General features: G+C 65.5%; 29 protein-coding genes. 13 read left to right on the forward strand and 16 right to left on the reverse strand.

Annotation, left to right across the window (positions count from 1 at the left end; all coding sequences use genetic code 11):
• The 6 genes from purL to purC form a co-directional block, all read right to left on the reverse strand.
• On the reverse strand, positions 1-1,713 hold a 1,713-nt coding region (gene purL / locus RIN79_RS20335; RefSeq protein ID WP_309086533.1), incomplete at its 3' end, for a phosphoribosylformylglycinamidine synthase subunit PurL.
• A 40-nt stretch (positions 1,714-1,753) separates the two neighbouring features.
• The gene (locus RIN79_RS20340) at positions 1,754-2,194 is read right to left on the reverse strand and encodes a hypothetical protein (RefSeq protein WP_309086534.1); all 441 of its coding nucleotides are present in this window, start codon (positions 2,192-2,194) and stop codon (positions 1,754-1,756) included.
• On the reverse strand, positions 2,191-2,859 hold the full coding sequence (gene purQ, locus RIN79_RS20345; protein WP_309086535.1) for a phosphoribosylformylglycinamidine synthase subunit PurQ: 669 nt from the start codon (positions 2,857-2,859) through the stop codon (positions 2,191-2,193). The genes RIN79_RS20340 and purQ overlap by 4 nt, the downstream gene beginning before the upstream one ends.
• On the reverse strand, positions 2,856-3,116 hold the full coding sequence (locus RIN79_RS20350; RefSeq protein ID WP_309086536.1) for a hypothetical protein: 261 nt from the start codon (positions 3,114-3,116) through the stop codon (positions 2,856-2,858). The genes purQ and RIN79_RS20350 overlap by 4 nt, the downstream gene beginning before the upstream one ends.
• Before the next feature lie 9 nt (positions 3,117-3,125).
• The gene (gene purS / locus RIN79_RS20355) at positions 3,126-3,368 is read right to left on the reverse strand and encodes a phosphoribosylformylglycinamidine synthase subunit PurS (RefSeq protein ID WP_309086537.1); all 243 of its coding nucleotides are present in this window, start codon (positions 3,366-3,368) and stop codon (positions 3,126-3,128) included.
• Positions 3,369-3,388: 20 nt separating this feature from the next.
• Positions 3,389-4,180, reverse strand: coding sequence for a phosphoribosylaminoimidazolesuccinocarboxamide synthase (purC, locus tag RIN79_RS20360; protein ID WP_309086538.1), 792 nt, complete (start codon positions 4,178-4,180; stop codon positions 3,389-3,391).
• Positions 4,181-4,436: 256 nt separating this feature from the next.
• Here purC and RIN79_RS20365 point away from each other — a divergent pair, with 256 nt between their 5' ends.
• Positions 4,437-4,757, forward strand: coding sequence for a DUF1476 domain-containing protein (locus RIN79_RS20365; RefSeq protein WP_309086539.1), 321 nt, complete (start codon positions 4,437-4,439; stop codon positions 4,755-4,757).
• A gap of 8 nt (positions 4,758-4,765) precedes the next feature.
• Positions 4,766-5,539 (forward strand): HpcH/HpaI aldolase/citrate lyase family protein, encoded by a 774-nt coding sequence (locus tag RIN79_RS20370; protein ID WP_309086540.1) that lies wholly within the window; start codon positions 4,766-4,768, stop codon positions 5,537-5,539.
• A gap of 6 nt (positions 5,540-5,545) precedes the next feature.
• Here the strand turns inward: RIN79_RS20370 and RIN79_RS20375 are convergent, their stop codons facing one another.
• Positions 5,546-6,094 (reverse strand): alpha/beta hydrolase, encoded by a 549-nt coding sequence (locus RIN79_RS20375; RefSeq protein ID WP_309086561.1) that lies wholly within the window; start codon positions 6,092-6,094, stop codon positions 5,546-5,548.
• Between the two features lie 184 nt (positions 6,095-6,278).
• On the opposite strand from RIN79_RS20375, the gene RIN79_RS20380 reads away from it, so the two are divergent.
• Positions 6,279-7,082 carry a VOC family protein gene (locus tag RIN79_RS20380; RefSeq protein WP_309086541.1) on the forward strand — a complete coding sequence of 268 codons (804 nt, stop codon included), beginning with the start codon at positions 6,279-6,281 and terminating at the stop codon, positions 7,080-7,082.
• 57 nt (positions 7,083-7,139) lie between these two features.
• On the opposite strand, the gene purB is transcribed toward RIN79_RS20380, so the two are convergent.
• The 6 genes from purB to RIN79_RS20410 form a co-directional block, all read right to left on the reverse strand.
• Positions 7,140-8,447: an adenylosuccinate lyase gene (gene purB, locus RIN79_RS20385; protein ID WP_309086542.1), complete on the reverse strand. Its 1,308-nt coding sequence runs from the start codon at positions 8,445-8,447 to the stop codon at positions 7,140-7,142.
• Between the two features lie 60 nt (positions 8,448-8,507).
• A complete protein-coding gene (locus RIN79_RS20390; RefSeq protein ID WP_309086543.1) occupies positions 8,508-8,741 on the reverse strand; it encodes a hypothetical protein in 234 nt (77 codons plus the stop codon).
• A 21-nt stretch (positions 8,742-8,762) separates the two neighbouring features.
• Entirely contained in the window at positions 8,763-8,915 is a 153-nt protein-coding gene (locus RIN79_RS20395) for a hypothetical protein (protein ID WP_309086544.1), read from the reverse strand.
• Between the two features lie 113 nt (positions 8,916-9,028).
• On the reverse strand, positions 9,029-9,748 hold the full coding sequence (locus RIN79_RS20400; RefSeq protein WP_309086545.1) for a DUF2259 domain-containing protein: 720 nt from the start codon (positions 9,746-9,748) through the stop codon (positions 9,029-9,031).
• A gap of 26 nt (positions 9,749-9,774) precedes the next feature.
• Positions 9,775-10,803 carry a P1 family peptidase gene (locus RIN79_RS20405; RefSeq protein WP_309086546.1) on the reverse strand — a complete coding sequence of 343 codons (1,029 nt, stop codon included), beginning with the start codon at positions 10,801-10,803 and terminating at the stop codon, positions 9,775-9,777.
• Positions 10,804-11,874 (reverse strand): branched-chain amino acid ABC transporter substrate-binding protein, encoded by a 1,071-nt coding sequence (locus tag RIN79_RS20410; RefSeq protein ID WP_309086547.1) that lies wholly within the window; start codon positions 11,872-11,874, stop codon positions 10,804-10,806.
• A 145-nt stretch (positions 11,875-12,019) separates the two neighbouring features.
• Between RIN79_RS20410 and RIN79_RS20415 the strand changes: the two genes are divergently transcribed.
• From RIN79_RS20415 to RIN79_RS20445, 7 genes are read left to right on the forward strand one after another with little or no spacing between them, the layout of a single operon-like run.
• Entirely contained in the window at positions 12,020-12,514 is a 495-nt protein-coding gene (locus tag RIN79_RS20415; RefSeq protein WP_309086548.1) for a flavin reductase, read from the forward strand.
• A 19-nt stretch (positions 12,515-12,533) separates the two neighbouring features.
• Complete coding sequence (locus RIN79_RS20420) at positions 12,534-13,463, forward strand: MoxR family ATPase (RefSeq protein ID WP_309086549.1); 930 nt, start codon at positions 12,534-12,536, stop codon at positions 13,461-13,463.
• A gap of 4 nt (positions 13,464-13,467) precedes the next feature.
• On the forward strand, positions 13,468-14,715 hold the full coding sequence (locus RIN79_RS20425) for a VWA domain-containing protein (RefSeq protein ID WP_309086550.1): 1,248 nt from the start codon (positions 13,468-13,470) through the stop codon (positions 14,713-14,715).
• A 46-nt stretch (positions 14,716-14,761) separates the two neighbouring features.
• Positions 14,762-15,100, forward strand: coding sequence for an XdhC family protein (locus RIN79_RS20430; protein WP_309086551.1), 339 nt, complete (start codon positions 14,762-14,764; stop codon positions 15,098-15,100).
• Positions 15,101-15,131: 31 nt separating this feature from the next.
• Positions 15,132-15,839, forward strand: coding sequence for an XdhC family protein (locus RIN79_RS20435; protein ID WP_309086552.1), 708 nt, complete (start codon positions 15,132-15,134; stop codon positions 15,837-15,839).
• Positions 15,836-17,452 (forward strand): molybdopterin-binding/glycosyltransferase family 2 protein, encoded by a 1,617-nt coding sequence (locus tag RIN79_RS20440; RefSeq protein ID WP_309086553.1) that lies wholly within the window; start codon positions 15,836-15,838, stop codon positions 17,450-17,452. The genes RIN79_RS20435 and RIN79_RS20440 overlap by 4 nt, the downstream gene beginning before the upstream one ends.
• Before the next feature lie 43 nt (positions 17,453-17,495).
• The gene (locus RIN79_RS20445; protein ID WP_309086554.1) at positions 17,496-18,362 is read left to right on the forward strand and encodes an alpha/beta hydrolase; all 867 of its coding nucleotides are present in this window, start codon (positions 17,496-17,498) and stop codon (positions 18,360-18,362) included.
• Position 18,363: 1 nt separating this feature from the next.
• Here the strand turns inward: RIN79_RS20445 and RIN79_RS20450 are convergent, their stop codons facing one another.
• Entirely contained in the window at positions 18,364-19,413 is a 1,050-nt protein-coding gene (locus RIN79_RS20450) for a DUF1176 domain-containing protein (RefSeq protein WP_309086555.1), read from the reverse strand.
• 48 nt (positions 19,414-19,461) lie between these two features.
• A complete protein-coding gene (locus RIN79_RS20455) occupies positions 19,462-20,907 on the reverse strand; it encodes an MATE family efflux transporter (RefSeq protein ID WP_309086556.1) in 1,446 nt (481 codons plus the stop codon).
• A gap of 359 nt (positions 20,908-21,266) precedes the next feature.
• Between RIN79_RS20455 and RIN79_RS20460 the strand changes: the two genes are divergently transcribed.
• Complete coding sequence (locus tag RIN79_RS20460) at positions 21,267-23,447, forward strand: bifunctional diguanylate cyclase/phosphodiesterase (RefSeq protein ID WP_309086557.1); 2,181 nt, start codon at positions 21,267-21,269, stop codon at positions 23,445-23,447.
• Between the two features lie 9 nt (positions 23,448-23,456).
• Here the strand turns inward: RIN79_RS20460 and RIN79_RS20465 are convergent, their stop codons facing one another.
• The gene (locus tag RIN79_RS20465) at positions 23,457-24,653 is read right to left on the reverse strand and encodes an HWE histidine kinase domain-containing protein (protein WP_309086558.1); all 1,197 of its coding nucleotides are present in this window, start codon (positions 24,651-24,653) and stop codon (positions 23,457-23,459) included.
• A 261-nt stretch (positions 24,654-24,914) separates the two neighbouring features.
• Between RIN79_RS20465 and RIN79_RS20470 the strand changes: the two genes are divergently transcribed.
• Entirely contained in the window at positions 24,915-25,127 is a 213-nt protein-coding gene (locus tag RIN79_RS20470; protein WP_309086559.1) for a cold-shock protein, read from the forward strand.
• A gap of 106 nt (positions 25,128-25,233) precedes the next feature.
• Complete coding sequence (locus tag RIN79_RS20475; RefSeq protein ID WP_309086560.1) at positions 25,234-25,452, forward strand: hypothetical protein; 219 nt, start codon at positions 25,234-25,236, stop codon at positions 25,450-25,452.
• Positions 25,453-25,827: the final 375 nt, after the last annotated feature.

Below are 25,827 nucleotides of genomic sequence, written 5' to 3' on the forward strand. Positions count from 1 at the left end.
GCTCTCGCCCGCAAAGGCGATGCGGGCCATCTTCGACCAATCCGGGATGAGGCCGACGCCGGCGATGGTGGGGGTGGGCGGGATCGCCTGGCCGAGCGTCTCGTTGTAGAGCGAGACATTGCCGGAGACGATGGGGAAGGAAAGCGCCCGGCACGCTTCTCCGATACCCTCGATGGCGCGCACCAACTGGCCCATGATCTCGGGCCGTTCGGGATTGCCGAAATTGAGATTGTCGGTGCCCGCAAGCGGATCGGCCCCGGTGGCCGTCAGATTACGCCAACATTCGGCCACCGCCTGCTTGCCCCCCTCGAATGGGTCGGCTTCGCAGTAGCGCGGCGTCACGTCGGAGGAGAAGGCGAGAGCCTTGGTGGGGTGACCCTCGACGCGCACGACGCCGGCGTCACCCCCCGGGCGCTGCAGCGAATTGCCTTGAATAAGGGTGTCATACTGCTCCCAGGCCCAGCGGCGGGAGGAGAGATCAGCCGAACCGACCAGCTTCAGAAGCGCTTCGGCGATGTCGGTCTTCGGCAGACTTGCCGGGTCGAGGGCAGGGGGCGCCTTGGGCGCGACCCAGGGCCGGTCATATTCCGGTGCCTGGTCACCCAGCTCCTTGATCGGCAGGTTGGCCACTTCCTCGCCTTGGTGCAGGATGCGAAAGCGCAGGTCGTCGGTCGTCCGGCCCACGACGGCGAAATCGAGTCCCCATTTGCGGAAGATCGCCTCGGCTTCCGCCTCCTTCTCCGGCCGAAGCACCATGAGCATGCGCTCCTGGCTCTCCGAAAGCATCATCTCGTAGGCGGTCATGCGCTCCTCGCGCACGGGCACTTTGTCGAGGTCGAGCTCGATGCCGAGGTCACCCTTGGCGCCCATCTCGACGGCCGAGCAGGTGAGGCCGGCGGCCCCCATATCCTGGATGGCGATGACGGCGCCGGTCGCCATCAGCTCCAGGCAGGCTTCGAGCAGGCATTTTTCCGTGAAGGGGTCGCCGACCTGCACGGTCGGGCGCTTCTCCTCGATCGTCTCGTCGAATTCGGCCGAGGCCATGGTGGCCCCGCCGACCCCGTCGCGTCCGGTCTTGGCGCCGAGATAGACGACGGGAAGGCCCACGCCCTCAGCCTTGGAGTAGAAGATGGCGTCGGTGCGGGCGAGGCCGGCGGCAAAGGCGTTGACCAGGCAATTGCCGTTGTAGCGCGGGTCGAAATTGACCTCGCCGCCCACCGTCGGCACGCCGAAGGAATTTCCGTAGCCGCCGATGCCGGCCACCACCCCCGCCACGAGATGGCGCGTCTTCGGATGATCGGGCGCGCCGAAGCGCAGCGCGTTCATCGCCGCGATCGGCCGTGCGCCCATAGTGAAAACGTCGCGTAGAATGCCGCCCACACCGGTGGCTGCGCCCTGGTAGGGCTCGATATAGGAGGGATGGTTGTGGCTCTCCATTTTGAAAACGACGCATTGGCCGTCGCCAATGTCGACCACTCCGGCATTCTCGCCGGGACCCTGGATCACCCGCGGGCCGGAGGTGGGCAGGGTGCGCAGCCACTTCTTCGAGCTCTTGTAGGAGCAATGCTCGTTCCACATGGCCGAGAAAATGCCGAGCTCGGTAAAGGTGGGCTCACGGCCGATGAGGTCGAGGATGCGCTGGTATTCGTCCGGCTTCAGGCCGTGCGAGGCGACAAGTTCTTCGGAAATGGGAATGGAATTGGAAATGCTCATTTCCCTGGCACTCTCCAAAGTGCGTTCGTGAAACGGTCAGCTAGCAGCTTGTCCGCCCGCCCGACCAGCGCTGGATATCGGTATTCACGCGCGCGCCCGTTCGGGTGGCGGTAAGCGGCCCGTAGGTCTCCACCTTGGCCGGCGAGCCGCTCGCCTCGATGACGAGCACAGGCAGGCCTGCCGTCTTCCCCTTCTTCAGCATCAGCAAGCGAGGGCGGCCGGCCATGGTGTCGAGCTCCGGCACCAGGTGCAAATCGCGAAAGGCGGGGTCGGACGAACGCATCCAGCACTCGGCGCCCGCCCGGTTGATGCGCTGGAGCGCGCTGACGGGATCGTCGGCGTTCACCGCAGCCGAGCTGGGGCCGGCCGCGGGCCCGCTTCCGCAAGCCGAAAGCAGCGCGATCATGCCTGTAGCTGCGAGATACTCGAAGGCGCGAAAGCGAAAGCCGTCGGGCGTGCCGCGCATCGGCCCGCGCCTCACGCGGCCTTCCCCAAAATGCCTTCGAACAGGGGACGTCCGTCCATGCCGCCATGGGCGGCTTCGATCAGGTTTTCGGGGTGCGGCATCAGGCCGAGCACATTGCCGGCTTCGTTCACGATCCCGGCGATGTCGTTGATCGAACCGTTGGGATTGGTGCCCTCTGCGTAACGGAACACCACCTGGCCTTCGCCCTCGATGCGCGCAAGCGTCTCGGGGTCGGCGAAGAAATTGCCGTCGTGATGCGCCACGGGGCAGCGGATCACCTGTCCGGGCGCATAGGCGCGCGTGAAGGCCGTGTTGGCGTTGGCAACGGAAAGCTTCACCTCGCGGCAGACGAATTTCAGCGAGGCGTTGCGCATCAGCGCGCCGGGCAGGAGGCCCGCCTCCATGAGGATCTGGAAGCCGTTGCAAACGCCCATGACGAGCACGCCCTGCTTTGCCTTCTCGGCCACGGCGCGCATCACCGGCATGCGCGCGGCGATCGCGCCGCAGCGCAGATAGTCGCCATAGGAGAAGCCGCCGGGAATGACGATGAGATCTACGTCCGGCAGCTCCGTCTCGGTCTGCCAGACGGTGACCGGCGCCTTGCCGGACACTTTTGTGAGCGCCGCGATCATGTCGCGGTCGCGATTGAGGCCGGGAAGCTGGATGACGGCTGATTTCATGCGTTCGGCTCGTAAGGTCTCTGCGGCCCTTCGGCCATTTCGCGCAGCTCGAGGCGGCGCTCGATGCGGTCGAGCCGCTGGTCGGTGCGCGCCAGAACGCCATAGATATTGTGGACGTCGCCGTGAGTCGCAACCATGGCGCCGCGGAGGTTGTTTATTTCGGCCTTCAGCTCGAGCAGTGCAAAATCGACTTTGTCGAACCGCTCCTGCATTTTTTTCAGGAGCTCGTATATGAACTCGCCTGTTGCTTCAGCCATCTTCAGCCCTCAGGTGATGGCGATACTATAGTTCTCGATGACCGTGTTCGCCAGCAAGCGGTCGCACATTTCCTTGAGATCCGCTTCGGCCTTGGCCCTGTCGGAGCCCTCGATCTCGATATCGAACACCTTGCCCTGGCGCACCGAGCCGACGCCGGAAAAGTCGAGGCCGCGCAGCGCCGCCTCTATGGCCTTGCCCTGCGGGTCCAGAACGCCGCTCTTCAGCGTGACGATGACGCGTGCCTTAATCACTTGGAGTCCTGCCTTCCGGTCTAGTGGCGGGTTTCGCCGTCGGGCTTGGAGGAAACAAGCACAGGACCTGAAGGCTTCGGCGGCTCGTTCTCGTTCATGATGCCGAGGCGGCGCGCCACCTCCTGATAAGCCTCCACCAACCCTCCCATGTCGCGGCGGAAGCGGTCCTTGTCCAGCTTGTCCCGGGTGGAGACATCCCACAGGCGGCAGGAATCGGGCGATATCTCGTCCGCCACCACGATGCGCATCATCTCGCCTTCCCAAAGGCGGCCGCATTCGATCTTGAAATCGACGAGCTGTATCCCGACGCCGAGGAAAAGGCCGGAGAGGAAATCGTTGACGCGGATGGCGAGCGCCATGATGTCGTCAATCTCCTGCGGGCTCGCCCAGCCGAAGGCGGTGATATGCTCTTCCGAGACCATCGGATCGTCGAGCGCATCGGCCTTATAGTAGAACTCGATGATGGAGCGCGGCAGCACCGTGCCTTCCTCCATGCCGAGCCTTTTGGCCAGAGAGCCTGCGGCAATATTGCGCACCACGATCTCCAGCGGAATGATCTCCACTTCCTTGATCAGCTGCTCGCGCATATTGAGCCGGCGGATGAAATGGGTGGGGATACCCATGCGGTTCAGGTGCTCGAAGAGGTATTCGGAAATGCGGTTGTTGAGCACGCCCTTGCCGTCGACGACCTCGTGCTTCTTCTTGTTGAAGGCGGTTGCGTCGTCCTTGAAGAACTGGATGAGCGTGCCGGGTTCGGGGCCTTCGTAAAGAATCTTGGCCTTGCCTTCGTAGATGCGGCGGCGACGGTTCATGGTTTTCTCTGGGTTCTGACTGCCGGTCTCAAGATGGTGGTCATTGGCCCGACTCGGCAAGAATGAGGAGCCAGATGGCTCCTGCGGTCTCTAGCGCAATCCTTGCCCCACCTCAATGCGCATTTCACCTGCCCACCGGATTTGCCGGGAGGCGTTGGGATGCTTCTTCCTCTATTGACCGCCGGAAAAGCTTCTGGTCTCTACCAACTCAGTTTCGCGCGCCGGAGTTCGGCGCCGACCAAGCCGGGAGCGGACGATGAGCAATATGAGAGAGCGCGAGGAAGCCTTCGAACGGATGTTCGCCCGCGACGAGGAGCTGAAATTCAAGGCCATGGCGCGGCGCAACAAGCTGCTCGGATTATGGGCGGCTGAGAAGATGGGCAGGCAGGGTGAAGCTGCCGACGCCTATGCGAGGGAGGTCGTCAAGGCCGATTTCGTGGAAGCCGGCGACGAGGATGTTTTCCGCAAGATACGCCAGGATTTCGATGCCGCCGGGATAGCCGAAACGGACGATGGCATCCGCGCCAAGATGGTGCAGTTGCTCGCCGAAGCAATCAACCAGGTCCAGGACCAATAGGTGCCGCCGTGGGCCGGCTTTCCGAACGGCTGAAGGCCGGCGAGACGATCTTCACCGCCTGGTCCGTCATTCCCGATGCGCTGACGGTGGAGGCGGTCGCCTCTACCGGCTTCGAGGCTGTCACGCTGGACATGCAGCATGGCGGCCATCATGAGGACAGCGTTCTGCGTGGGATGGTGCCGCTGAGGCTGCGCGGCCGGCATGCGATCGTGCGAATCCCTGTCGGCCGCTTCGACATGGCGAGCCGGGCCCTCGATTTCGGCGCCGAAGCGGTGATCGCCCCGATGATCAATTCGATCGATGATGCCCGCCGCTTTGCCGCCTCCACCAATTATCCACCGCGCGGGGAGCGCTCCTGGGGGCCGACCTACGCGCTGCCGCGCTCCGGCGAGGCTGGCGGCCAGCATTGGCTCGATACGGCTATAGGGCGTACGCTGGCCTTTGCCATGGTCGAGACCCGCGCCGCGCTGGAGGCGGTGGATGGGATTCTCGCCGTCGAAGGCATCGACGGCATCTTTGTCGGCCCTTCGGACTTTTCACTCGCCTGGACGGAAGGGAAGATCGTCAATGCGTCGCTTCCCGACATGATGGAGGCGATTGCCCACATTGCCGAGCGGACGCGCAATGCCGGCAAGCTGCTGGCCATCTATGCGGTCGATCCAGCCCTCGTCGGCCGCTATCATGCGATGGGCTTCCGCCTTTTCGCACTCGGCAACGACTTCTCCTACATGGCCCAGGGCGCGGCCGGCATGATCGGCAAGGCGAGGGACAGCATCGGCTGAACCGGCTCAGAGCCGCGAGAGGAACCGGGCAAAGGCGAGCGTTCCCTCGGGCCAGGGGCCAAACCCCGCTTCCGCGTTGATGTGTCCGGCCTCGCCGGCATCCAGGAACAGCGAGCCCCAGGCGGCCGCGATGTCCTCCGCCGCTTCGAAACTTCCGAAATGGTCGTTGCGGCTTGCCACCACGACGGACGGGAAGGGCAGCGGCTCGCGCGGATACGGCCCGAAGGTCATGAGATGCTTCGGCCGGATGTTGGGATTTGCCACATCGGGCGGGGCGACGAAGAATGCGCCCGCGACTTTCCTGCGGAAGCGGGGGATGCCGTGCACCGCGCAGGCGATGCCGAGGGAGTGGGCGACCAGCACGACCGGCCTCACCGCCTCGTTCACCGCCTCGACAACCTTTTCAACCCAGTCCTCGCGCACCGGTTTCGTCCATTCCGCCTGCTCGACCCTGCGGGCGGATGCAATGCGCGCCTGCCAGCGGCTCTGCCAGTGGTCCGGGCCGGAATTGGTGTAGCCGGGGATGATGAGAATGTCTGCGTCCTTGGCCTTCATGGCCGCGCATGTAGCCAGCATGCCTCGTCCGCGCAACCCGCTTGCGGAGGCGAGGCTGGATCGGTGAACACGGCGTTCTTGATTCCCGTCCTTGTGCGCGGGAACGCCCAGGATCACATTCAGGAAGATGAAATCGTCGCCCTTTTCCGGCGCGGTCGCGCCGGAGAGCGACAGGAGAATCAAAATGGCTGAACTTCCCTTTTCGGCAACGACACCGGTCAGCGTGGCCGCGGTCGGGCTCAGGTCGCGCAATGCCGAGGAACTGGCGCGCTTTTATCGCGACGCTGTCGGTCTGCAGGAGCTTTCGCGCGGTGAGGGCGCCATGGTCCTTGGCGCTGGCGAACGGCCGCTCCTGACCATCGAGGCGGACCCGGCGGCAAAGCCGGACGACGCGCGCGAAGCCGGGCTCTTCCATACCGCCTTCCTGCTGCCCTCCCGCGCTGCGCTTGCCCATTGGCTCCGCCATGCAATCGAGCGCGGCATCGAGATCGACGGCGCTTCTGACCATCTCGTCAGCGAGGCGATCTATCTCAGCGACCCGGAAGGAAACGGTATCGAAATCTATGCCGACCGGCCGCGCGAGGGCTGGGCTTGGGAGAACGGCAATGTCGCCATGAAAACCCTGCGGCTCAACGTCGACGATCTCCTGCTAGCTGCCGGCGAGGGTGGCTGGAGCGGCGCGCCTGACGGTACGGTGGTCGGCCATGTGCATTTGCGCGTCGGCGATCCGACGGAAGCCGAAAGGTGGTGGCATGAGGCGGTGGGTCTCGACACCATGGCCCGCTATGGTCCGAGCGCGGTGTTCCTGGCCTCGGGCGGATATCACCACCATATCGGCGCGAACAGCTGGCACAGCGCCGGGGCCAGGCGCCGCGATCCCGCCCGGGCGGGGTTGTCCTGGGTGAGCCTCAGCGATACGCGCGCCGACAGGGAAAGCAGGCTTGAAGACCCGTGGGGGATCGTGATCCGAATCGCTCCGGGAAGGTGATAGACGGCGTGACGCCTATGCAGCGTCAGCTCCGAGCGGACGGACGACGGAAAAGATTCAGCTCTCGCCGAAGACCCGCTCGAAGATCGTATCCACGTGCTTGGTATGGTAGCCGAGGTCGAACTTCTCGCGGATTTCCTCCTCCGAGAGGGCTGCGCGCACATCGGGGTCGGCGAGCAGCTCTTCCAGGAAGTCGGCGCCGTGTTCCCACACCTGCATTGCGTTGCGCTGTACCAGCCGGTACGCGTCCTCCCGGCTCACCCCCGCCTGGGTTAGCGCGAGCAGAACGCGCTGCGAGTGCACCAGCCCGCCGAGTCGGTCCAGATTCCGGCGCATGTTCTCCGGATAGACGACCAGCTTGTCCATCATTCCGGTCAGGCGCGCCAGCGCGAAGTCGAGCGTCACCGTCGCGTCCGGCCCGATCATGCGCTCCACCGAGGAGTGGGAGATGTCGCGCTCGTGCCAGAGCGCCACATTTTCCATGGCAGGCAGCGCATAGGCGCGCACCATGCGGGCAAGACCGGTGAGGTTTTCCGACAGCACCGGGTTGCGCTTGTGCGGCATGGCCGACGAACCCTTCTGGCCTGGCGAGAAATATTCTTCCGCCTCGAGTACCTCGGTGCGCTGCAAGTGGCGGACCTCAGTTGCGAGCCGCTCGACAGAGGAGGCGATGACGGCGAGCGTGGCAAAGAACATGGCATGCCGATCGCGCGGTATCACCTGCGTCGAGACCGGCTCCGGCTTGAGCCCCATCCTCTCCGCCACATGCTCTTCCACGCGCGGATCGATATTGGCGAAGGTGCCGACCGCGCCCGAGATGGCGCAGGTCGCCACCTCCTCGCGCGCGCGCTCCAGCCGCTCGCGGCAACGGGAAAACTCGGCATAGGCCTGCGCCAGCTTGAGCCCGAAGGTGGTCGGCTCGGCATGGATGCCGTGGCTCCGCCCGATCGTGACCGTGTCCTTGTGCTCGAGGGCGCGCTTCCTGAGCGTGGCCAGCAGTGCGTCGAGGTCGGCGAGCAGGATGTCGCTGGCGCGCACGAGCTGCACGTTGAAGCAGGTGTCGAGCACGTCCGACGACGTCATGCCCTGGTGGACGAAGCGCGCCTCAGGCCCGACGATCTCGGCAAGATGCGTGAGGAAGGCGATCACATCGTGCTTTGTCTCGCGCTCGATCGCGTCGATGCGCTCGATGTCGAATTGCGCCTTGCCGCCTCTTTCCCAGATCGTGCGCGCCGCCTCCTTGGGCACGATGCCGAGCTCTGCCATGGCATCCGCGGCATGTGCCTCGATTTCGAACCAGATGCGGAATTTCGTCTCCGGAGACCAGATTGCGGCCATTTCCGGTCGCGAATAGCGGGGTATCATGGGCTTGCCTGTATTTGGAGCTGGAGCCGCCCCGGGGTCTATCAGAGGGAAAGGCGAAGCTCAACGCGTGCGCGCCGCAAACCAGAAGCTTGCCGCGAAGAGGCCGATCAGGCCGATGGGAAAATAAAGGCGCAGCCCGATCACCGCGAATTGATAGGAGGCGTTGAGCGTCGTGCCGATGAGTTGCAGCATCCACACATAGGAGAGGGTGTGGGCATGGGAGGCGGCGTAGTAGGCGCGATAATCGACCGCGAAAAGGAGCGCCGTCACGCCGACAGTCGCAAGCGTCAGCATCACGAAGGCAGCGGCGAAGCGCTAGGTCGGCCCCTTGCCGCCCGCCGCGAGCTCCGCCAGGAATAGGCCGATCGGAAAGGCGAGGGTTGCGGCCATCCCGTAGAGCAGGAGAACGCGGAGCATGTGGCGCACGGTTTCCCAGTGGCCGATGCTCCAGAAGGCGCTTGCCATCATCAGCAGGGCCCAGATTGCGCCGCCGAGCATCGCAACGGAGAGGGAAGGCAGGGCCCGCCGACTCCGGCCGGCAGAACCTTTGCCCGATGCGGGAGCGGGCGGCTCCCTGCCGCTCACAGCTTTCCCGTCACGGCGAGGAAGCGGTGGTCCGGCCCCTCGAAGCCAAAGCGCCGCACGGCGATAAGGACGGCGAAGACTGGTTCTGCGCCTTCGGGGTAAAAAGTCTGCACTCCGGCGATACGGTAGCCGAGCGCACATCCGCGGCTTGCCGGCACCGTCGTGTCCTCGTGGACAAGACGCGTTTCGGCGCCGGGCGCCGTTGCTACGCACAGCAGGCGAAATCCCATGACATCGCCTATGTCCCGGCAGTCCGCCGGCTGCTCGAGCGAAAGCTCCTCCAGGCGGATTTCGAGCGGACTGTCCAGCGGCGGCACGACCGGCCGGGGATTGACCACAATGCGGTGCGGTTCCGCCGAAAGTTCCGTTACAGGATTCCAGCCCGCAACCAATCCTTGATTCTGCTTTAGCTCCTCATCGGAAATTATTGTCGCTGCCTGGCTTTTCGTCTGTTGCCTGGCTGCGTCTACAGTGGCCTGCTCATCTTCGAGGCGGATACGGATAGGCGTTCCCGGCAGGAAGGTGTCGTCGTCCGTGTCGATGTAGTAGCGGTTGGCGTAGGGGAAGCCGGAGCCGTCCTGGATGCCAAATTCCTCGAAGGCAAAGACATCCCCGTCGGCGCTGAAGCCGAGGATTTCGACTGTCGCCATGTCGCCCGTCCGGGCAGACGCGCAGCTAAGGAGCAGGGCCGCGAGGGCCGCGATCCGCTTCGCCATCGTCCCTCCGCTCCCGGCTGCCGCTCTCATGCCGGCCTCGCCGAACCATAGCGTCTGCGCCAGCAAGGCACCATGTCGCCATCGGCGTCTTGTGCTGCGTAGACGCCGCGGGCGATCGCGCGGGCCATCGTCGCTGCGGCGGCCGCGCAAAGCTCGATGCTCGTGGCGGCATCGATCTCCACTTCGCTGCGCCCCGTCGCTAAGGCAAAGACGAGGTCGCCGTCCAGCGGCGTATGTGCCGGCCAGATGGCGCGCGCAAACCCGTCATGAGCGGCGATCGCCAGCCGGCGGGCCGCAGCTTTCGTCAGCTTGGCGTCCGTGGCGATGACGGCGATCGTCGTGTTACCGCCCGGCGTCTTCTGCTGAGGCGCAAACTTGGTTGAAAGTTTGCGCGCGTCCTCCGGCATGGGCGAGGGGAGGCCAAGCCCGCCGAATTCATCGCCGATCTCGAAAGGCGCGGCCCAGAAGTGGGCCGTCTCGCCGACGGTGGCGGAGCCAACGGCGTTCGTGGCTGCAAGGGCCCCGACGGTGATTCCGTTGTCGAGCACGGTGGAAGCGGAGCCGAGCCCGCCCTTGAGGTTGCCGGCGCGGGCGCCCGTGCCCGCCCCATGGCTGCCCAGTTCGAAAACCTCGCCGGCGGCCTGAGCGGCGGCGAAGCCCAGATCGCGATAAGGCGGGAAGCGGCCCCAATCCTTATCGCCGCCATTGGCGAGATCGAACAGGATGGCGGCGGGTACGATCGGCACGCGATGGCCCGCCAGTTCGAAACCCACGCCCATCGCGCGCAGGGCTGCCTGCACGCCGGAGGCGGCATCGAGCCCGAAGGCCGAGCCTCCCGACAGCACCACTGCATGGATGTGCTCGACGAGATTGTGCGGCTCGAGGAGGTCGGTATCGCGCGTTCCCGGCGCGCCGCCCAAAACCTGCACCCCGGCCACCGTGGGCTCCTCGCAAAGCACGACGGTGCTGCCCGATTTCAGAACCCGGTCCTCGCTGTTGCCGACCTTGAGACCAGCCACATCCGTGATCAGGTTCTTCGGTCCCGTCCGGAACATCTAGGGCACCTCCACGAAGCGCTCGCCGTCATAGCGGAACAGCCGGTAAGGGTTGCCGGCGAGATCGCCTTTCTCGTCGAACCGGACCTCGCCGATGGCGGTGGCGAAGGTGAGCTGGGCGAGGGCGGTTGTCACCGGAAGTTCGGCATTTGCGGCCTCGCCTGCGGCGCTGACTGCCACCTCGAAGGCGGCAAAGCTTTGCAGAGCGTAGCCTTCAGGCTGTACGCGGGCGGCTTCAAGCGCTGCAAGGGCGTCCGGGGTCGCGATATCCCGCCATTCGGGCAGGCCGACCATCAGCACGCCGGCGGAGAGGGGGACCGGCCCATCCTCCGCCCTCAGCGCCTCGCCTCCGGCAAAGGTGACGGCGTAGTCGAGCCCGGCCGCATCACGTGCCATGATGGCGGTATCGCTGCGGTCGCCGCCGACGAAGACATGGGTCGCGCCCGCCCGCCGCAGCCGGCCGACCAGGCCGATCTGGTTGTCGAGCTGCGGCCGGAAGGTATCGACGAGAACCGGCTTCAGTTCCGCCAGCTCCGCCCGAGCGCGCAGATTTTCGGCCAGCTCCCGCCCGTGTATGGTGCCGTCGTCCACGATGGCGAAAAACTCCTCGCGCCAGAGGGGAACGAGGATGTCGGCCACCGCCTCGCGTTCGGCGTCGGCGCGCGGGCCGAGCCGGTAGACCGGCCATCCGGTGCGGTCCTTCTGGTCCGTCAGGCTGTTGGTTCTTACAGGCGTGATAACGGGGATGCCGGCTTCCTTGAAGACGGGCATGGCGGCCTCGACCGCCGGCGTGCAGAGGAAGCCGATGACGATCGACACGCGCGCCTCCACCAGCCGCCTTGCGGCAGCCGCCCCGCCTTCCACCGTGCAGGCGTCGTCCGCCTCGATGAGTTCGACCGGCTGCTCGCGGAGGGCGGCAGCCGCGCGGGCGCCTTGAGCCCATTGCTCGCCGAGGATCCGGAAGTCGCCGCCCAGGGGCGCGGAAAGGCCGATCCTCAGCATTTCCTGCGCATGCGCCGGGCTGATCGCCACCAGTGCGAAAAGCAGGAGGGGAAAGGCGAAACAGCGCATCTTGAGAATGAAGGCCCCCGGGCTTTGCAGCCAAGCTACCCGCACTCGTAAAGGCTGGCAGGGCCGGGCGCAACACGCTATTGAGCCGGTGGCGCGCCGCTTGCAAGCGCGGGCGGTGCACCTATATCGGGCGGGCGAGGGTTTTGTGCTGAAGACCAACGACGTAGCACCTCAGGAATATCGCGATGCGATGGCCCGCTTCGCGGGCGCCGTGCATGTCATCACGACCGATGGGCAGGCGGGCCGGCGCGGCACAACGGTGATCGCGGCCTGCTCCGTTTCCGACAATCCCCCCATCGTGCTCGTCTGCCTCAACCGGAACAATCCGAAGAACGAGGTTTTCCTGCAGAACGGCGTCTTTGCCCTGAACACGCTCGCGGCCGGGCACGAGGACCTGTCCAATGCCTTTTCGGGGCTGACGGGCCTGCCACAGGAAGAGCGATTTGCGCTGGGTGAGTGGGAGAAGCTCGCGACCGGCGCGCCTACGCTGGTGGGCGCCTTGGCCGTGTTCGACTGCCAGGTGATCGACAGCAAGGAACTTGCGACTCACCGCATCTATTTCGGCAAGGTGATGGCCCTGCGGATCGGCGCGAAGCTGCGGCCGCTCCTCTATCATGACCGCGCCTATCGCGTGCTTTAAGCAGCATTCCGGAGGGATCATGTCCGAAACCGCTCCGCGTCCCCTGCCGCAATCGATCGACGAGACGGTCACGCTGCTCAACGAGGCCGACTACGTGGCAGACCGCGCGCTTGCCACCGTTCTTTTCCTCAGCCTGAAGATGCACCGGCCGCTCTTCCTGGAAGGCGAGGCGGGCGTCGGCAAAACCGAGATCGCGAAGGTGCTGGCGCGGTCGCTCGGCCGCAGGCTGATCCGCCTGCAATGCTATGAAGGGCTCGACGTCTCCTCGGCCGTCTACGAGTGGAACTACGCGGCGCAGATGATCGAGATCCGGATGGAGGAGGCGGCGGGCGTCGCCGACCGCGGCGCCATGGAGCGCAACGTCTTTTCGGAAAAGCATCTCATCCGCAGGCCGGTGCTGGAGGCGCTGACGGGCAAGGCGGGTGCCGCGCCCGTGTTCCTGATCGACGAGCTCGACCGCACTGACGAGGCTTTCGAGGCGTTTCTTCTGGAAATCCTTTCCGATTACCAGGTTACCGTACCGGAGCTCGGCACGATCCGCGCCGAAGAACCGCCCATCGTCATTATCACCACCAACCGGACGCGCGAGATCCACGATGCGCTGAAGCGCCGCTGCCTCTATCATTGGGTCGACTACCCCGATGCCGAGCGGGAGCTGGAGATCGTTCGGCGCAGGGTGCCCCAAGCCAACCGCCGGCTCTCGCAGGAAGTGGTGGCCTTCATCCAGAGGCTGCGGGACATGGACCTCTTCAAGGTGCCCGGCGTCGCCGAGTCGATCGACTGGGCGAATGCGCTGGCCGAACTGGATAAAGTCGCGCTTGACCCGGAAACCGTGTCGGACACGCTGGGCGTGCTCCTGAAATACCAGGACGATATCGCCCGCCTGCAGGCGGGGGAGAGCGCGCGCATCCTGAACGAGGTCAGGGCCGAGCTGGCGGCTGCCGGGTGAGATGATGAGCGGCGTGGCCGGGCGTAGTGTCGTTGCCGATCCGGAAGGGCGGATCGCTGACAATATCGTCTTTTTTGCCCGGGCGCTGCGCAAGGCGGGCTTGCGCGTCGGGCCGGCGGCGGTGGCGGATGCCATCGAGGCTGTGCTGACCGCCGGCATCGGCACGCGCGAGGATTTCTACTGGACGCTCCACTCCGTCCTCGTCACGCGGCGAGAGGACCATGCAGTCTTCGACGAGGCGTTCCGCCTCTTCTGGCGCTCGCGCGATCTCCTGCAAAAGATGCTCTCGATGCCTCCGCCGCTCGCGCTCGCCCGTCCCGAAAAGCCGCGCGCCGGCCAAAAACGCGCTGGCGAAGCCTTCCCGAACACGGGGCGCGAGGCGGACGGAAGGGAGCACAAGCCGGAGGTGGAGATCGACGCCCGGCTGACGCTTTCCCCCCGCGAGGTGCTGCGCAGCAAGGATTTCGCGCAGATGAGCGCGCAGGAGATTGCGGAAGCCAGGAAAGCCATCGGCAAGCTCGTCATGCCGGATGATCTTGTCATCACGCGCCGCCATCGCCCCGATCCCACCGGACGCCGGATCGATCCGCGTGCCATGATGCGCCTCGGCCTCAGGACGGGCGGCGACCTCATCCTGCCGCGCTACCGTTCGCCGCGCCTCGTGCACCCGCCGCTGGTGGTGCTTGCCGACATCTCCGGGTCGATGAGCCAGTACACCCGCATTTTTCTGCATTTCCTGCACGCGCTTACCGAAAGCCGGCGCCGCGTGCACAGCTTCGCCTTCGGCACGCGACTCACCAACCTGACGCGCCAACTGCGCCACCGCGACCCCGACGAGGCGCTCGCCGAATGCGCCGGCGCGGTGCAGGACTGGTCGGGCGGCACGCGCATCGGCGAGGCGATCGGCACGTTCAACCGGCTCTGGTCGCGCCGGGTGTTGGGGCAGGGCGCCGTCGTGCTCCTCATCACCGACGGGCTGGAGCGCGACAATATCGACGTGCTGGCGCGCGAGATGGAGCGGCTGCAAAAGTCTTGCCGGAGGCTGATCTGGCTCAACCCGCTTCTGCGTTTCGACGGTTTTGAGCCCAAGGCGCGCGGCATGCGGGCTATGCTGCCGCATGTGGACGAATTGCGGCCGGTGCATTCGCTGAACGCACTTGCCGATCTTTGCGCCGCGCTTTTGGCCGTGCCGCGGCGGCGCACGAGAATTCCGGGCACCCCCGAGGGGCTTGGCAAGCATGCACCTGCGTGACCATATTGGTGCGACCGATCGGCTCCTTTTACCCAAGAAGACGGATATGCTCGAAAGCGTACAAAGCCATGCACCGCTCGACCCGCTGATGATCGCGGAGGAGTGGCTCGAGGCTGGCAAGGAGGTGGCCATCGCCACGGTGGTGGAGACCTGGGGATCTGCGCCGCGCCCGGTGGGAAGCCACCTCGTCATCGATGCGGAAGGCCATTTCGAAGGCTCCGTGTCGGGCGGCTGCGTGGAGGGTGCGGTCGTCGCCGAGGCGGCGGAGGTGATCGCCGACGGCAAGCCGCGCATGCTCGAATTTGGCGTGGCGGACGAGACCGCCTGGCGGGTCGGTCTCTCCTGCGGCGGCCGCATCAAGGTCTATGTCGAGCGGCTGGGCTGACATGCAGATCGTGCCGGGAAACCGCTGACCCATGGATCCCTCGTCGCTGCAGAAGCTCAACCGATGCCGTCGCGAGCGCCGCGCGGCGATCCTTCTCACCGATCTTACCGACGGGCGCGACCGCGTCGTGGCCGAGGGCGATCCCATTGCAGGCGATCTGGGGGAGGCGGTCGCTTCCGCCTTTCGTTCCGGCAAGTCGGGCACGGTGGAGGCGGACGGGCGGACATTTTTCCTCAACGTGCACCTGCCGCCACCGCGGCTGGTCATGATCGGCGCGGTCCATATCAGCCAGGCGCTGGCGCCCATGGCGAAGATCGCCGGCTTTGATCTCCACATCATCGATCCGCGCACGGCCTTCGCCTCGCCGGAACGCTTTCCGAACGTCCGCCTCGATGCCGAGTGGCCGGAGGTGGTGCTGAAGGACAGCCCGCTCGATGCCTACTGCGCCGTCGCGGCGCTCACCCACGACCCGAAGATCGACGATCCGGCGCTGAAGGCCGCGCTCGAGGCCGGCTGCTTCTATGTGGGCGCGCTCGGCAGCCGGAAAACCCATGCCAAGCGCGTGGAGCGGCTTTCCGCGGCGGGCGTTCCCCAGGCGGTCATCGAGCGCATCCGCGCGCCGATCGGCCTTTCCATCGGTGCGGCGAGCCCGGCCGAGATCGCCGTCGCCGTGCTCGCCGAGATCATCGAGGCGCTGCGCTCGCGCGGGCTTCGGGCGGAAAGGGGAGAGGCCGCGTGAGGTTTGGTCCGATTGCCGTGCGGGAGGGGCAGGGCGCGATCCTCGCGCATGCTGTCGTCGCAGGCGAAATGCGCTTGCGCAAGGCGCACCGGCTCACGGCGGAGGACGTCGAGGCGCTGCTCAAGGCGGGCATCCGCGAAGTGGTCGCGGCCGTTCTGGAGGAGGACGATCTCGACGAGGACACCGCCGCGGCGCGGATCGCCAAGGCGCTCGGCGCGGCCCATGTGGAGGCGCGCGCGCCCTCGACGGGGCGCGTCAATCTTCATGCCACCGAAGCCGGGATCTTCCTTGTCGACCGCCATGTGATCGACGCGATCAACGGCGTCGATCCGGCCATCACAATTGCCACGCTCGAGCCCTACGCCACGGTGGAGGCCGGGCAGATGGTCGCCACGGTGAAGATCATTCCCTTCGGCGTCGCGGAGAATCTCGTGGCGCAGGCGGAGACCGCCTGCCGGGCGCGCGAGGCTTTTTCGGTTCGTCCTTTCGCCGCGCGCTCTGTCGGCCTCGTGCAGAGCGTCCTGCCGGGGGTGAAGGCGAGCGTGCTCGACAAGACGGCGCGCATTACCGAGGCGCGGCTCGCCCGCTCGGCGAGCCGGATCAGCGAGGAGCTTCGCCCGCCGCACGAGGAGGAGAGCGTCGCCCGCGCCATCGGCATGCAGGCCGATGCGAACGATATGGTCCTGGTCTTCGGAGCGTCCGCAGTGAGCGACGAGGACGATGTCGTCCCCGCCGCGATCCGGCGCGCGGGCGGCCAGGTCTCGCGCGTCGGCATGCCCGTCGATCCGGGCAACCTATTGGTGCTCGGCTCGCTCCGCGGAAAGCCTGTGCTTGGCGTCCCGGGCTGCGCGCGCAGCCCGAAGCTCAACGGATTCGACTGGGTGCTCGACCGTCTCATCGCCGGTATCGAGGTAACGCCGCAGGACATCGCCGGCATGGGTGTGGGCGGCCTCCTCATGGAAATCCCGACGCGCCCGCAGCCGCGCGAAGCCTCTTCCGGAAGCGCTCCGGCAAAGGTCTGGGGCGTGTTGCTTGCGGCCGGCCAATCACGCCGGATGGGGCCGCAAAACAAATTGCTCGCCGATTTCGAGGGAAAGCCGCTTGTGCAGCGCACGGCCGAGCGGCTTGCCGCCAGCCGGGCGGCCGGCCTTGTCGTCGTTTTGGGGCATCAAGCCGAAGCCGTCGCGGCGGCGCTGGAGGGCCTCGATCTCAGGGCGGTCCGAAACGAGGATTTCGCCACCGGCCTCGCCAGCTCGCTGAAGGCCGGCATCCGCTCGCTTCCGCCTTCCGCGGACGCGGCGCTCGTCATGCTGGCCGACATGCCGGGAGTGACGACGGCGGATCTCGACCGGCTGATGGAGGCTTTTTCCGCGGCCGGCGGCCGCAGCATCGTGCGCGCCACCCACAACGGCAAAAGGGGTAATCCGGTCATCCTGCCGCGCGCCCTGTTTTCCGAGGTCGAAAGGCTGGAAGGGGATACCGGCGCGCGCCCGATCGTTGAAAGCGCGGCGGACGTCATCGACGTGGAGCTCGGCCCGGCAGCGAGTCTTGATGTGGATACGCCCGAAGCGCTTCAGGCCGCAGGCGGCGTGCTGGGTCCGAGAGGGCTTTAGGGTGCCGCGGATCGGGGCGCTTTTGCTCGCCCGCAGCCGCTGCATGCCGGTTCTTTTCTGCCTAGGCATGATCCTTCTCGCTCCGCCCGCCCTATCCTTCGAACTTGCTCCCTTCAAGGACCGGCTGTTCGCCTATCCGCCGGTTCTCGAGGCCCGCGACGGCGGCGATTTCCTCGTCATCGACTATCGCGAGGAGCGGGACATCAACGGCCGCGACGCGGTACCCGAGCGGCGCGTCCATGGCCGCTATGTGGCTACCGAGATCCGCCGCATGCAGCGGGACTTGGTGGCCAGGACGAGCGCCGGAGGGGTGCCGCATTTTGCCGTCGGAGCCCTGGAGAATGCGAGGATCATCACGGTCTATCTGCACGGTCAGGGCGGCAGCCGTCACCAGGGCGTGAACGACCTCACATTCGGCGGCAACTTCAACCGCATCAAGAACCTGATGGGCCGCAACGGCGGGCTCTATCTCTCGCCCGATTTCTCTGACTTCGGCGAAACGGGCGCGGAGGAGGTCAGCGCCCTTCTTGCCCACTATGCGGCACGGTCGCCCGGCGCGCCGATTTTCATAGCCTGCGGCTCCATGGGTGGCGCCTTGTGCTGGCGCCTTGCGCAGTCGGAAGGTCTCGCCCCGAGGCTGGGCGGGCTTCTGCTCCTCGGATCGTTCTGGGACGCCGATTTCCTGATGTCACCGGCCTTCCGCCGCCGCGTGCCCCTCTTCTTCGGCCATGGCGGACGCGATAGCGTCTTTCCCGTGGAGAAGCAGGAAGCGTTCTATCGAAAGATCCGGCAGGCCGCGCCCGGCTATCCGGTCAGATTCGTACGCTTTGAAGGCGGCAGCCACGGCACGCCCATCCGCATGACGGACTGGCGCGAGACCCTCAACTGGATGCTCTCGGCAGGTCGGTAGCTCAGGGTCCGGAACTGTAATCGAGCACGGTTTCGGGATTGTTCTCGCCGTCATAGGAAGCGTCCACCTCGTAGCGCACCAGCGAGAAGGCGCCGGAGCGGAAGGCCCACATTCCGCCTGAGGACGCATCGCCAACGCCGCGCCATTTCCCGTGTGAGGAGATGGTCCGGTCGTTCGGATCGAACCATGAATTGATAAGGAGGTTCTCGGTCGTGTAACCGACGATCCGCACCTCCTCGACCCGGCCATCCGAGTCCCCGTTCTCGTACTCGATGTGGAGCTCGGGCGTCGCAAAGGCGAGAGGCATCATCTCTCCCCTTTCGTTCGCGAAGATATAGGCGTGCACCTCGTTATAGGCGCCGCGGTCGCAGAAGAAGCGGAAGAGATGGGCCTGCGAAGCAGGCGTATCCGCCGAATCATGGTCATAGTTGAACCGGATCACATGCATTTCCGGTTCCTCTTCTTCACTGCCTGTTTCGTCGGCGGTGCAGATGTCACCATAGACCGCGTGAAACAGACGTTCCGCCTTTTGCAGGAGGGGATCGCTGGGCACGGGCTCGCCCTCGCCGCAGGTCGGCGGCAGGGCATCCTTCCACGAGCCCGAAGCGGGTTCGGCGGGCGTCAGCTTGCCGCCTTCTATGAAGAGCGGCCGGTAGGGTGTTTCCTGGACGGCGGGCTGAATAAACCTGAACATATAGCAGCCGGCATAGACCTGCTCCTCTCCGCCGGCCGTGGTCGCCCGGATGGCGACGGGGAGGGAATAGATGATGCTGCCGGCAGCGCCTTCCGCGCGGGCCGGCCCGGCGGCTACTTCCACGCTTTCCGTCTGCGCATATCCTTCCGCGTAGGCTTCCACGGTTTTTGCGGGAGGCGTGCCGAAATAGGAATAGGCGCGGGCATATTCCTTGCGATTGATCGCGTTGTAGAGCGAGTTCACGAGCGCTTCGGGGCTGGAGCGGTCGTCTAGATAATCCGGGTCCGCAGCCCGTGCATCGACGCTCAGCGCAACCAGGCCGCAACCCGCCACAAGCAGAAGGGATCGTCTCAGCATGGAAATATTCCGCGCCTGATGGTGTGAATCCTCGCCACCATAGCACGCTCACTCATGCGTTGAAGGCCGCTCCCGCGGCTGCCCGCCACCTCGCTCGGCACCGAGGAACGGCATCAGCCTGTCGCGCCTCAGCCAGCGCGCCAGCAGCAGCACGGAGACGACGGCGAGCCCGGCGCAGAGGCCAATCCAAATGCCCGCGCCGCGATAGCCGAAGGGGAAGCCGAGCACGATGCCGAGCGGCAGTCCGATGCCCCAATAGCCGATCGCGGCGTAGATCATCGGCACCGTCGTGTCGTGCAGGCCGCGCAACATGCCGCTCGCTACCGCCTGCGCGCCATCGGCGATCTGGAACAGCGCAGCAAAGGCAAGGAAGGTGACTGCCATCGCGATCACCGGCTGGTTCGTGGGCGCATCAAGGTCGAGGAAGCCGGCAATCAGCATCCGCGGGGCGATGAACATGAGAAGTGCCATCGCCGCCATGAAGCTCACGCCCATGGTGAAGGCCGTCCAGCCGGCTCGTGTGATAGCCTCCGCATCCCCGGCCCCGAAGGCGCGGCCGACCCGCACGGTGACTGCCTGGGCCAAGCCCATCGGAACCATGAAGGTGACTGACGCGATCTGGATCGCGATCGCATGGGCGGCCAGGGACACCGTGTCGATCCGGCCCATCAGAAGCGCGGCGATGTTGAAGATGGACACCTCGAAGGTCAGGATCCCGGCAATGGGCAGCCCGAGCCGCAGCATGGCGGCAAAGCGCGGCCAGTCGGGACGCCAGAAGCGGCCGAAAAGGCTGAAGCGGCGGAACTGCCGGTCAAGCAATACGACCGCGGCCAGACCGAGAAACATCATGAGGCTGGAGAGGGTGGTGGCGATCCCTGCGCCCGGCAAGCCCATGGCCGGGAAGCCCAGATTGCCGAAGATCAGGCACCAGTTCGCCGCGACGTTGAAGGCGACGCAAAGAAAGGCGACCGCGAGCGCCCATCGCGGCCGCTCCAGGGCCGAGATGAAGGAGCGGAGCACGATATAGCCGTAGAAGGGCAGGGCGGCCCACTGCAGAGCGTGCATATAGGACTCCGCAGCCTTGCTGAGCGCCGGGTCCTGGCCCATGCCAAGGAGGATCGCTTCCGCGTTCCACAACACGGCCCAGATGGGCAGGGAAACCGCGACGGCGAGCCAGAGACCTTGGCGCACGGTGCGGCGCACCTCGCGTACGAAGCGCAGCTTGCGCCCGACGGCGCTCGCCATCATCGGCGATGCCGCAAGCAGGAGCCCCAGGCCGAAGATCATGAGCATGAAATAGAGGTTGTGGCCGAGCGTGGCGGCGGCGAGCGCCTCGGGCGACAGGCGGCCCAGCATCATCACGTCCGTCACCGTCATCGCGGTCTGGGCGAGATTGGTCAGAATCATCGGCCAGGCGAGCGACAGGGTCGCACGCGCTTCGGAAAGCCAGGGATTGACCCGGGGCGCCTCCGCGCCGGCAGCCAGGACCGTCATGGTAATGCTTTCTCGTGGGCCGCGGCGTTGGTGCCGATATCGGCGCGGACCGGTCGCCCGTGCTTAATAGCGGCCGCCCCGGCGCGGACAAGTCAAATTGTCTTGCCGAAAGATGCAATCCTCTTGATGCATCTGGCCGACCCTGAAACTAGACCGTTATGTCGCGGGGATGCGGCTTGTCGGGCGCAGCGCACCCTTTGCGATTGCAAGGCCGCGCATGCGGTCTTAGTATTCGGCCGGTCCTCGTGCGATTTTGGAGCCCCATGCACCTGAGCTTAACGAATCCGGCGTCAGTTTGACTTCGTCTGGGGGGTCAAATGATGCGCTGGAGAAATTCTGCACTTTCTCGATCTTTTGCCTTGAAGGTCGTCGCTCCGGTCCTGGCTTCAGCCGTTGCTGCATGCCTCGCGGTCGCCGGTCTGCTTTTCTGGTCGAGCGGCGAGGCCGATCGGGTGGCGATGGAGCGGCAGGAGCGGCTCGTCACCTTGATCATTTCCAATCTGCGCGCCTCGATCGCCTATGATCAGGAAAGCGTCACCGTGTGGGACGATTCGGTGGTGCAGGTGAGGAGAGGTGAGGCAGCCAGCGACTGGCTCGACGTCAATCTCGGCAGCTGGATGCATACCTATTTCGGCCATGACGGGGCATATGTGCTCGACCCGGCAAACCGTCCGATCTACGCCTTCTCCGTAACGCCTACCAAGGCCCAGGATGCCTATCGGCTGATCGAGCCGGTGGTTGCCCCCTTGGTCAAGGACCTGCGGCAGCGCCTTCAGGCAGGCGACACCAGCGGCGTCGGCGGCCGGATGCTCAGCCCGGGTGCGGCCGATCTGATGGTTGTGCAAGGACACCCCGCGGTGGTCAGCGTTAAGCCGATCGTTTCGGACAGCGGCGAGATCGACCAGATCCCCGGGCAGGAATACCTGCACATAGCGGTCCGCTACCTGGACGGTAACTTCATAAACGATCTGAAGCAGAACTATCTCTTCGAGGGGATGCGTTTTGCCTGGCAGAACAACGCCGCCGAAGGGGAGGTGGGGCTTCCCCTCCTCTCGGATGCGGGAAGCGCCGTCGGCTACTTCATCTGGCGGCCTTATAGGCCTGGCTCCGCGGTCCTTTCCGATCTGACGCCGCTGCTGCTTGGCGTCTTCGGCCTCGCGCTGCTCACCATCGCGGTGCTGCTCTATGTCATCCACCAGCGGTCGACGAAGCTCGTCGCCAGCGAAGCGAGGATGGAATATCTTGCTCTCCACGATGCGCTCACCGGGCTGCCGAACCGCGCCAAATTCGATGACGCGCTGGACGAGGCGCTCGGCAAGCTCAAACAATCCAGCGACAGCCTGGCGGTTCTCTACCTCGATATCGACCGCTTCAAGCAGGTGAACGATACGATGGGCCACCCGGCCGGGGACGGGCTCATCAGGAGCTTTGCAGAAAGGCTGCGCGAGCTTGCCCGCGAAACGGATACTGTGGCGCGGATCGGCGGCGATGAATTCGTTCTCGTCGTGCCCTGCCGGAACGCCGGCGAGGAGATCGAGCCCCTCTGCAATCGCATTCTTGCATCCGTCCGTCAGCCCTTTGATATCGACGGCAACCAGGTCTTTGTCAGCGTCTCCATCGGCGTCTCAGTGGCACCCGCCGACGGGATGGAGCGAACCGAGCTTACCCGCAAGGCCGATATTGCGCTCTATCACGCAAAGAGTGCGGGCCGCGGCCGCTACGCGCGCTTCGGCAACGCCATGGATTCGATGCTGCAGGCACGCCGCCAGATCGAGCGGGATCTAAGGGTCGCGCTGGCGCGCAAGGGCGAGTTGGCCGTACACTACCAGCCGCTCTACAGCGCCTCCGATATGAGCATCACCGGAGTGGAAGCCCTGCTGCGCTGGAAGCATCCGCAGAAGGGCTGGATATCGCCGGCGATCTTCGTGCCCATTGCCGAGGAGACCGGCCTTATCGAACCGCTTGGGGACTTCGTCCTCCGCGAGGCGTGCCAGGCAGCTTCTGCCTGGCCGAAGCTGACGCTCTCCGTCAATGTATCGGCCATAGAGCTGCGCAACCCGGCTTTTGCCGCCCGGGTAGCGGAAACGCTGGTTGCGAGCGGCATCAAGCCGCAGCGACTGGAGCTCGAGGTGACCGAGAGCGCGCTTTCGGACCATGCCGGCCAATGCGAGGAGAATATGCGCGCGCTGCGCGCCCTCGGCATCCGCTTCGCTCTCGACGATTTCGGAACCGGCTTCTCCTCCCTCGGGCGGCTGCAGGATTTCGAGGTCGACCGCATCAAGATCGACCGCAGCTTCATCAGCGGCTTCGGCAAGGCGAAGGGCGACGAGGCCATCGTCCAGGCCATCGTGGACCTGGCGCATGCCAAGGGGCTCAAGACCACGGCGGAGGGCGTGGAGACATCGGAACAGGGCGATTATCTGAAGGATATCGGCTGCGACGAGCTGCAGGGATTCCTGCTCTCCCAAGCGGTGCCGCAGGCCGAGATCAACAGCCTGCTTGGCCTCAAGGGCAAGCGCGGCGTGGCCAGCGCCGCATGAGGCGGTTTGCTAGATCAGGAGACTTGAGGAAGGGACGGCGATCGTGACGGCAAGGCCGTCGCGGTGCCATTCGTAATCCAAAGTGCCGCCGAGCTGCCGTGTGACGGTGGTGTGGATGAGGCGGCTGCCATGGCCCGACACTTCCGGACGGTTCTGGACGGGCGGTCCGCCGCGCTCGGTCCAGGTCAGCACGACGAGATCGCCCCTGGACTGCCAGCCTATCTCCACATGCCCATCCTCGGTGGAAAGGGCGCCATACTTGGCGGCGTTGGTCGCAAGCTCGTGCGTGACAAGCGCCAGCCCGTCGACCGCCTTGTCGCTGCAGGGGATCGCCGGGCCGCCGAGGGAATAGCGCGCCGCCTGCCCGGAGCAATGCGGCCGCATGATCACATCAATCAATTCGCCAAGATCGGTGACGCGCAGGCTCGCCTCGCTGCCGCGCACGGTACGGCTGACCAGGTCGTGCGCGCTCGCCAGCGCATGCAGCCGGCCTGAAAGCGTGGCCGCCATCTCCTCCTTGCTGGACGTGTGGCGGGCGGTGGTCCTGATCATCCCCGCGGCTATGGCAAAGAGATTCTTGATGCGGTGGCCCATCTCCGCCGTCAGCCGCTCCTGCTCCTCAAGCGCGCGGGAAAGGCGCTTCTGGCTTTCCAGGAGCGCAAGGGCGGCGCCTACGAAGGTGGCGAGCTCCGTCATGGCGCGGGCGTGGCCGGCATCGAAATGGCCTTCTTCGGCGGAGACGATCCAGAGGGTGCCGAGCGGCTGCTTGCCTCCCAGATAGAGGGGCACGAGCAGCACCTCCGGCACCTCGATATCCGCCTCGGAGATCCAGTCATAGACGCGCTCGGGGTGGAGCGAGAGCACCGGCCGGTTCTCATCCAGCGTAATGCCGCAGGGGCTGAAGTCGCGCGGGGTGACAGCCCCTTCGAAGGGAGACAGGAGCCCGCGCAGGTAGCGCCAGCGGAAGACGCGGGTGTCGTCGCCCTCGTAGAGGCTCAATCCCGCCGCGATGCCGCCGGTCATCTGCATGGCAAGGTCGACGAAGCGGGGAAGCACTTCCTCCGGCGCGTCCACCATGCGGGAGGCAAGCTCCTGGAGGGCGCGCTTTTCGCGGAGGTAGTCGGTCTTGCGGGAGGCGCGCCGGGAGAGCTCTTCAGTGATGTAGACTTGCGCGACGCTCGGCGCTACCGGACTCAGCAAGGACATTCGTGGCCCCAAAACGGTATCTTACGCTTTATTGCCGCGGTAGGCGAGTCCGACAACGGCGTTTCATACCAAGGCAGGGCGGCAAAGAAAAGCCGGCGGTGGGCTTGATAGTGGCGGTGGAGTCGCTTACCTATGCGCTATCGATCTTGCTGATTAAGCTTTGTTTCCGCGCCAGGCGCGCCCGACGGACCTTCCTCTCAACATCGATTTTTCAAAAGCTCCGCATCGTGCGGGGCTGCACGATTTGAAAGGAAAATCGTCATGAGCACCACTGGAACCGTGAAGTGGTTCAACGCAACCAAGGGCTTCGGCTTCATCCAGCCGGACAGCGGCCAGGCGGATGTGTTCGTTCACATCTCCGCAGTCGAGCAGGCCGGCATGCGCAGCATCGTCGAGGGCCAGAAGATCGGCTTCGACGTCGTGCGCGACCCCAAGTCCGGCAAGTCCGCAGCGGCCAACCTGCAGGCCGTCTAAGCTTCGTCTCCGGCCTTTGACCACGGATGTACTGGCACTGGCCGTAGAGGCTGAGGAAAGGTCGGGTTCTGCCCGGCCTTTTTTATTTTCTGAGTGGAGCGATCGAATGGTCACCAAGGATACTCTCTTCCGGCCCAAGGGCACGAGCGCCGAGACGAAGGCGGCGACCACCGACAAGGCCTTCCGCGACATCGTCGCGACCGAAGCCAAGCTGAGGGACGCCAAGTCTGCCCGGCTGCGCCAGGCGCGGCTGGAACGGGAAGCGCAGCAGCCGCCGGCGCCCGAGAAGCCGAAGGCAAGGGCAAGGAAGCCGAAGGCAAAGTGAGCCCCGGCCGCAATGGTCGGCGTGGGCCCTCCTCCTTGTCGCGAGGGTAGGGACGCGTTTCATCGCCGCCACGCCCGGCTTTCGCCGTCTGGCCATTGAAGAAGGTGGGAAGCGGGGCGCGTGATCCGTGCCTCTCTGTTAGTTTATGTGGCGCGTTCCACGCGCCCCGCCGGCCGCTGTCCCGACATTGGCCGGTCACTCGGGCTCTTCCATCTTCCCGGCTGCACCCAATGAAGGGGGTGGTCTTAGCCGGGCCGAAGGAAAAGCCCTAGCGGCTTCTCCGCGGTTTCCGCGATGCCGGCTCTCACCCAGCATCCGTTTTTCCGAAGCGCTGTCTGTCACCCAGCACCCCGGCACCGCCGGCCTGTCGCGGGC

This window comes from Chelativorans sp. (assembly GCF_031180965.1).
Lineage (GTDB): Bacteria > Pseudomonadota > Alphaproteobacteria > Rhizobiales > Rhizobiaceae > Chelativorans.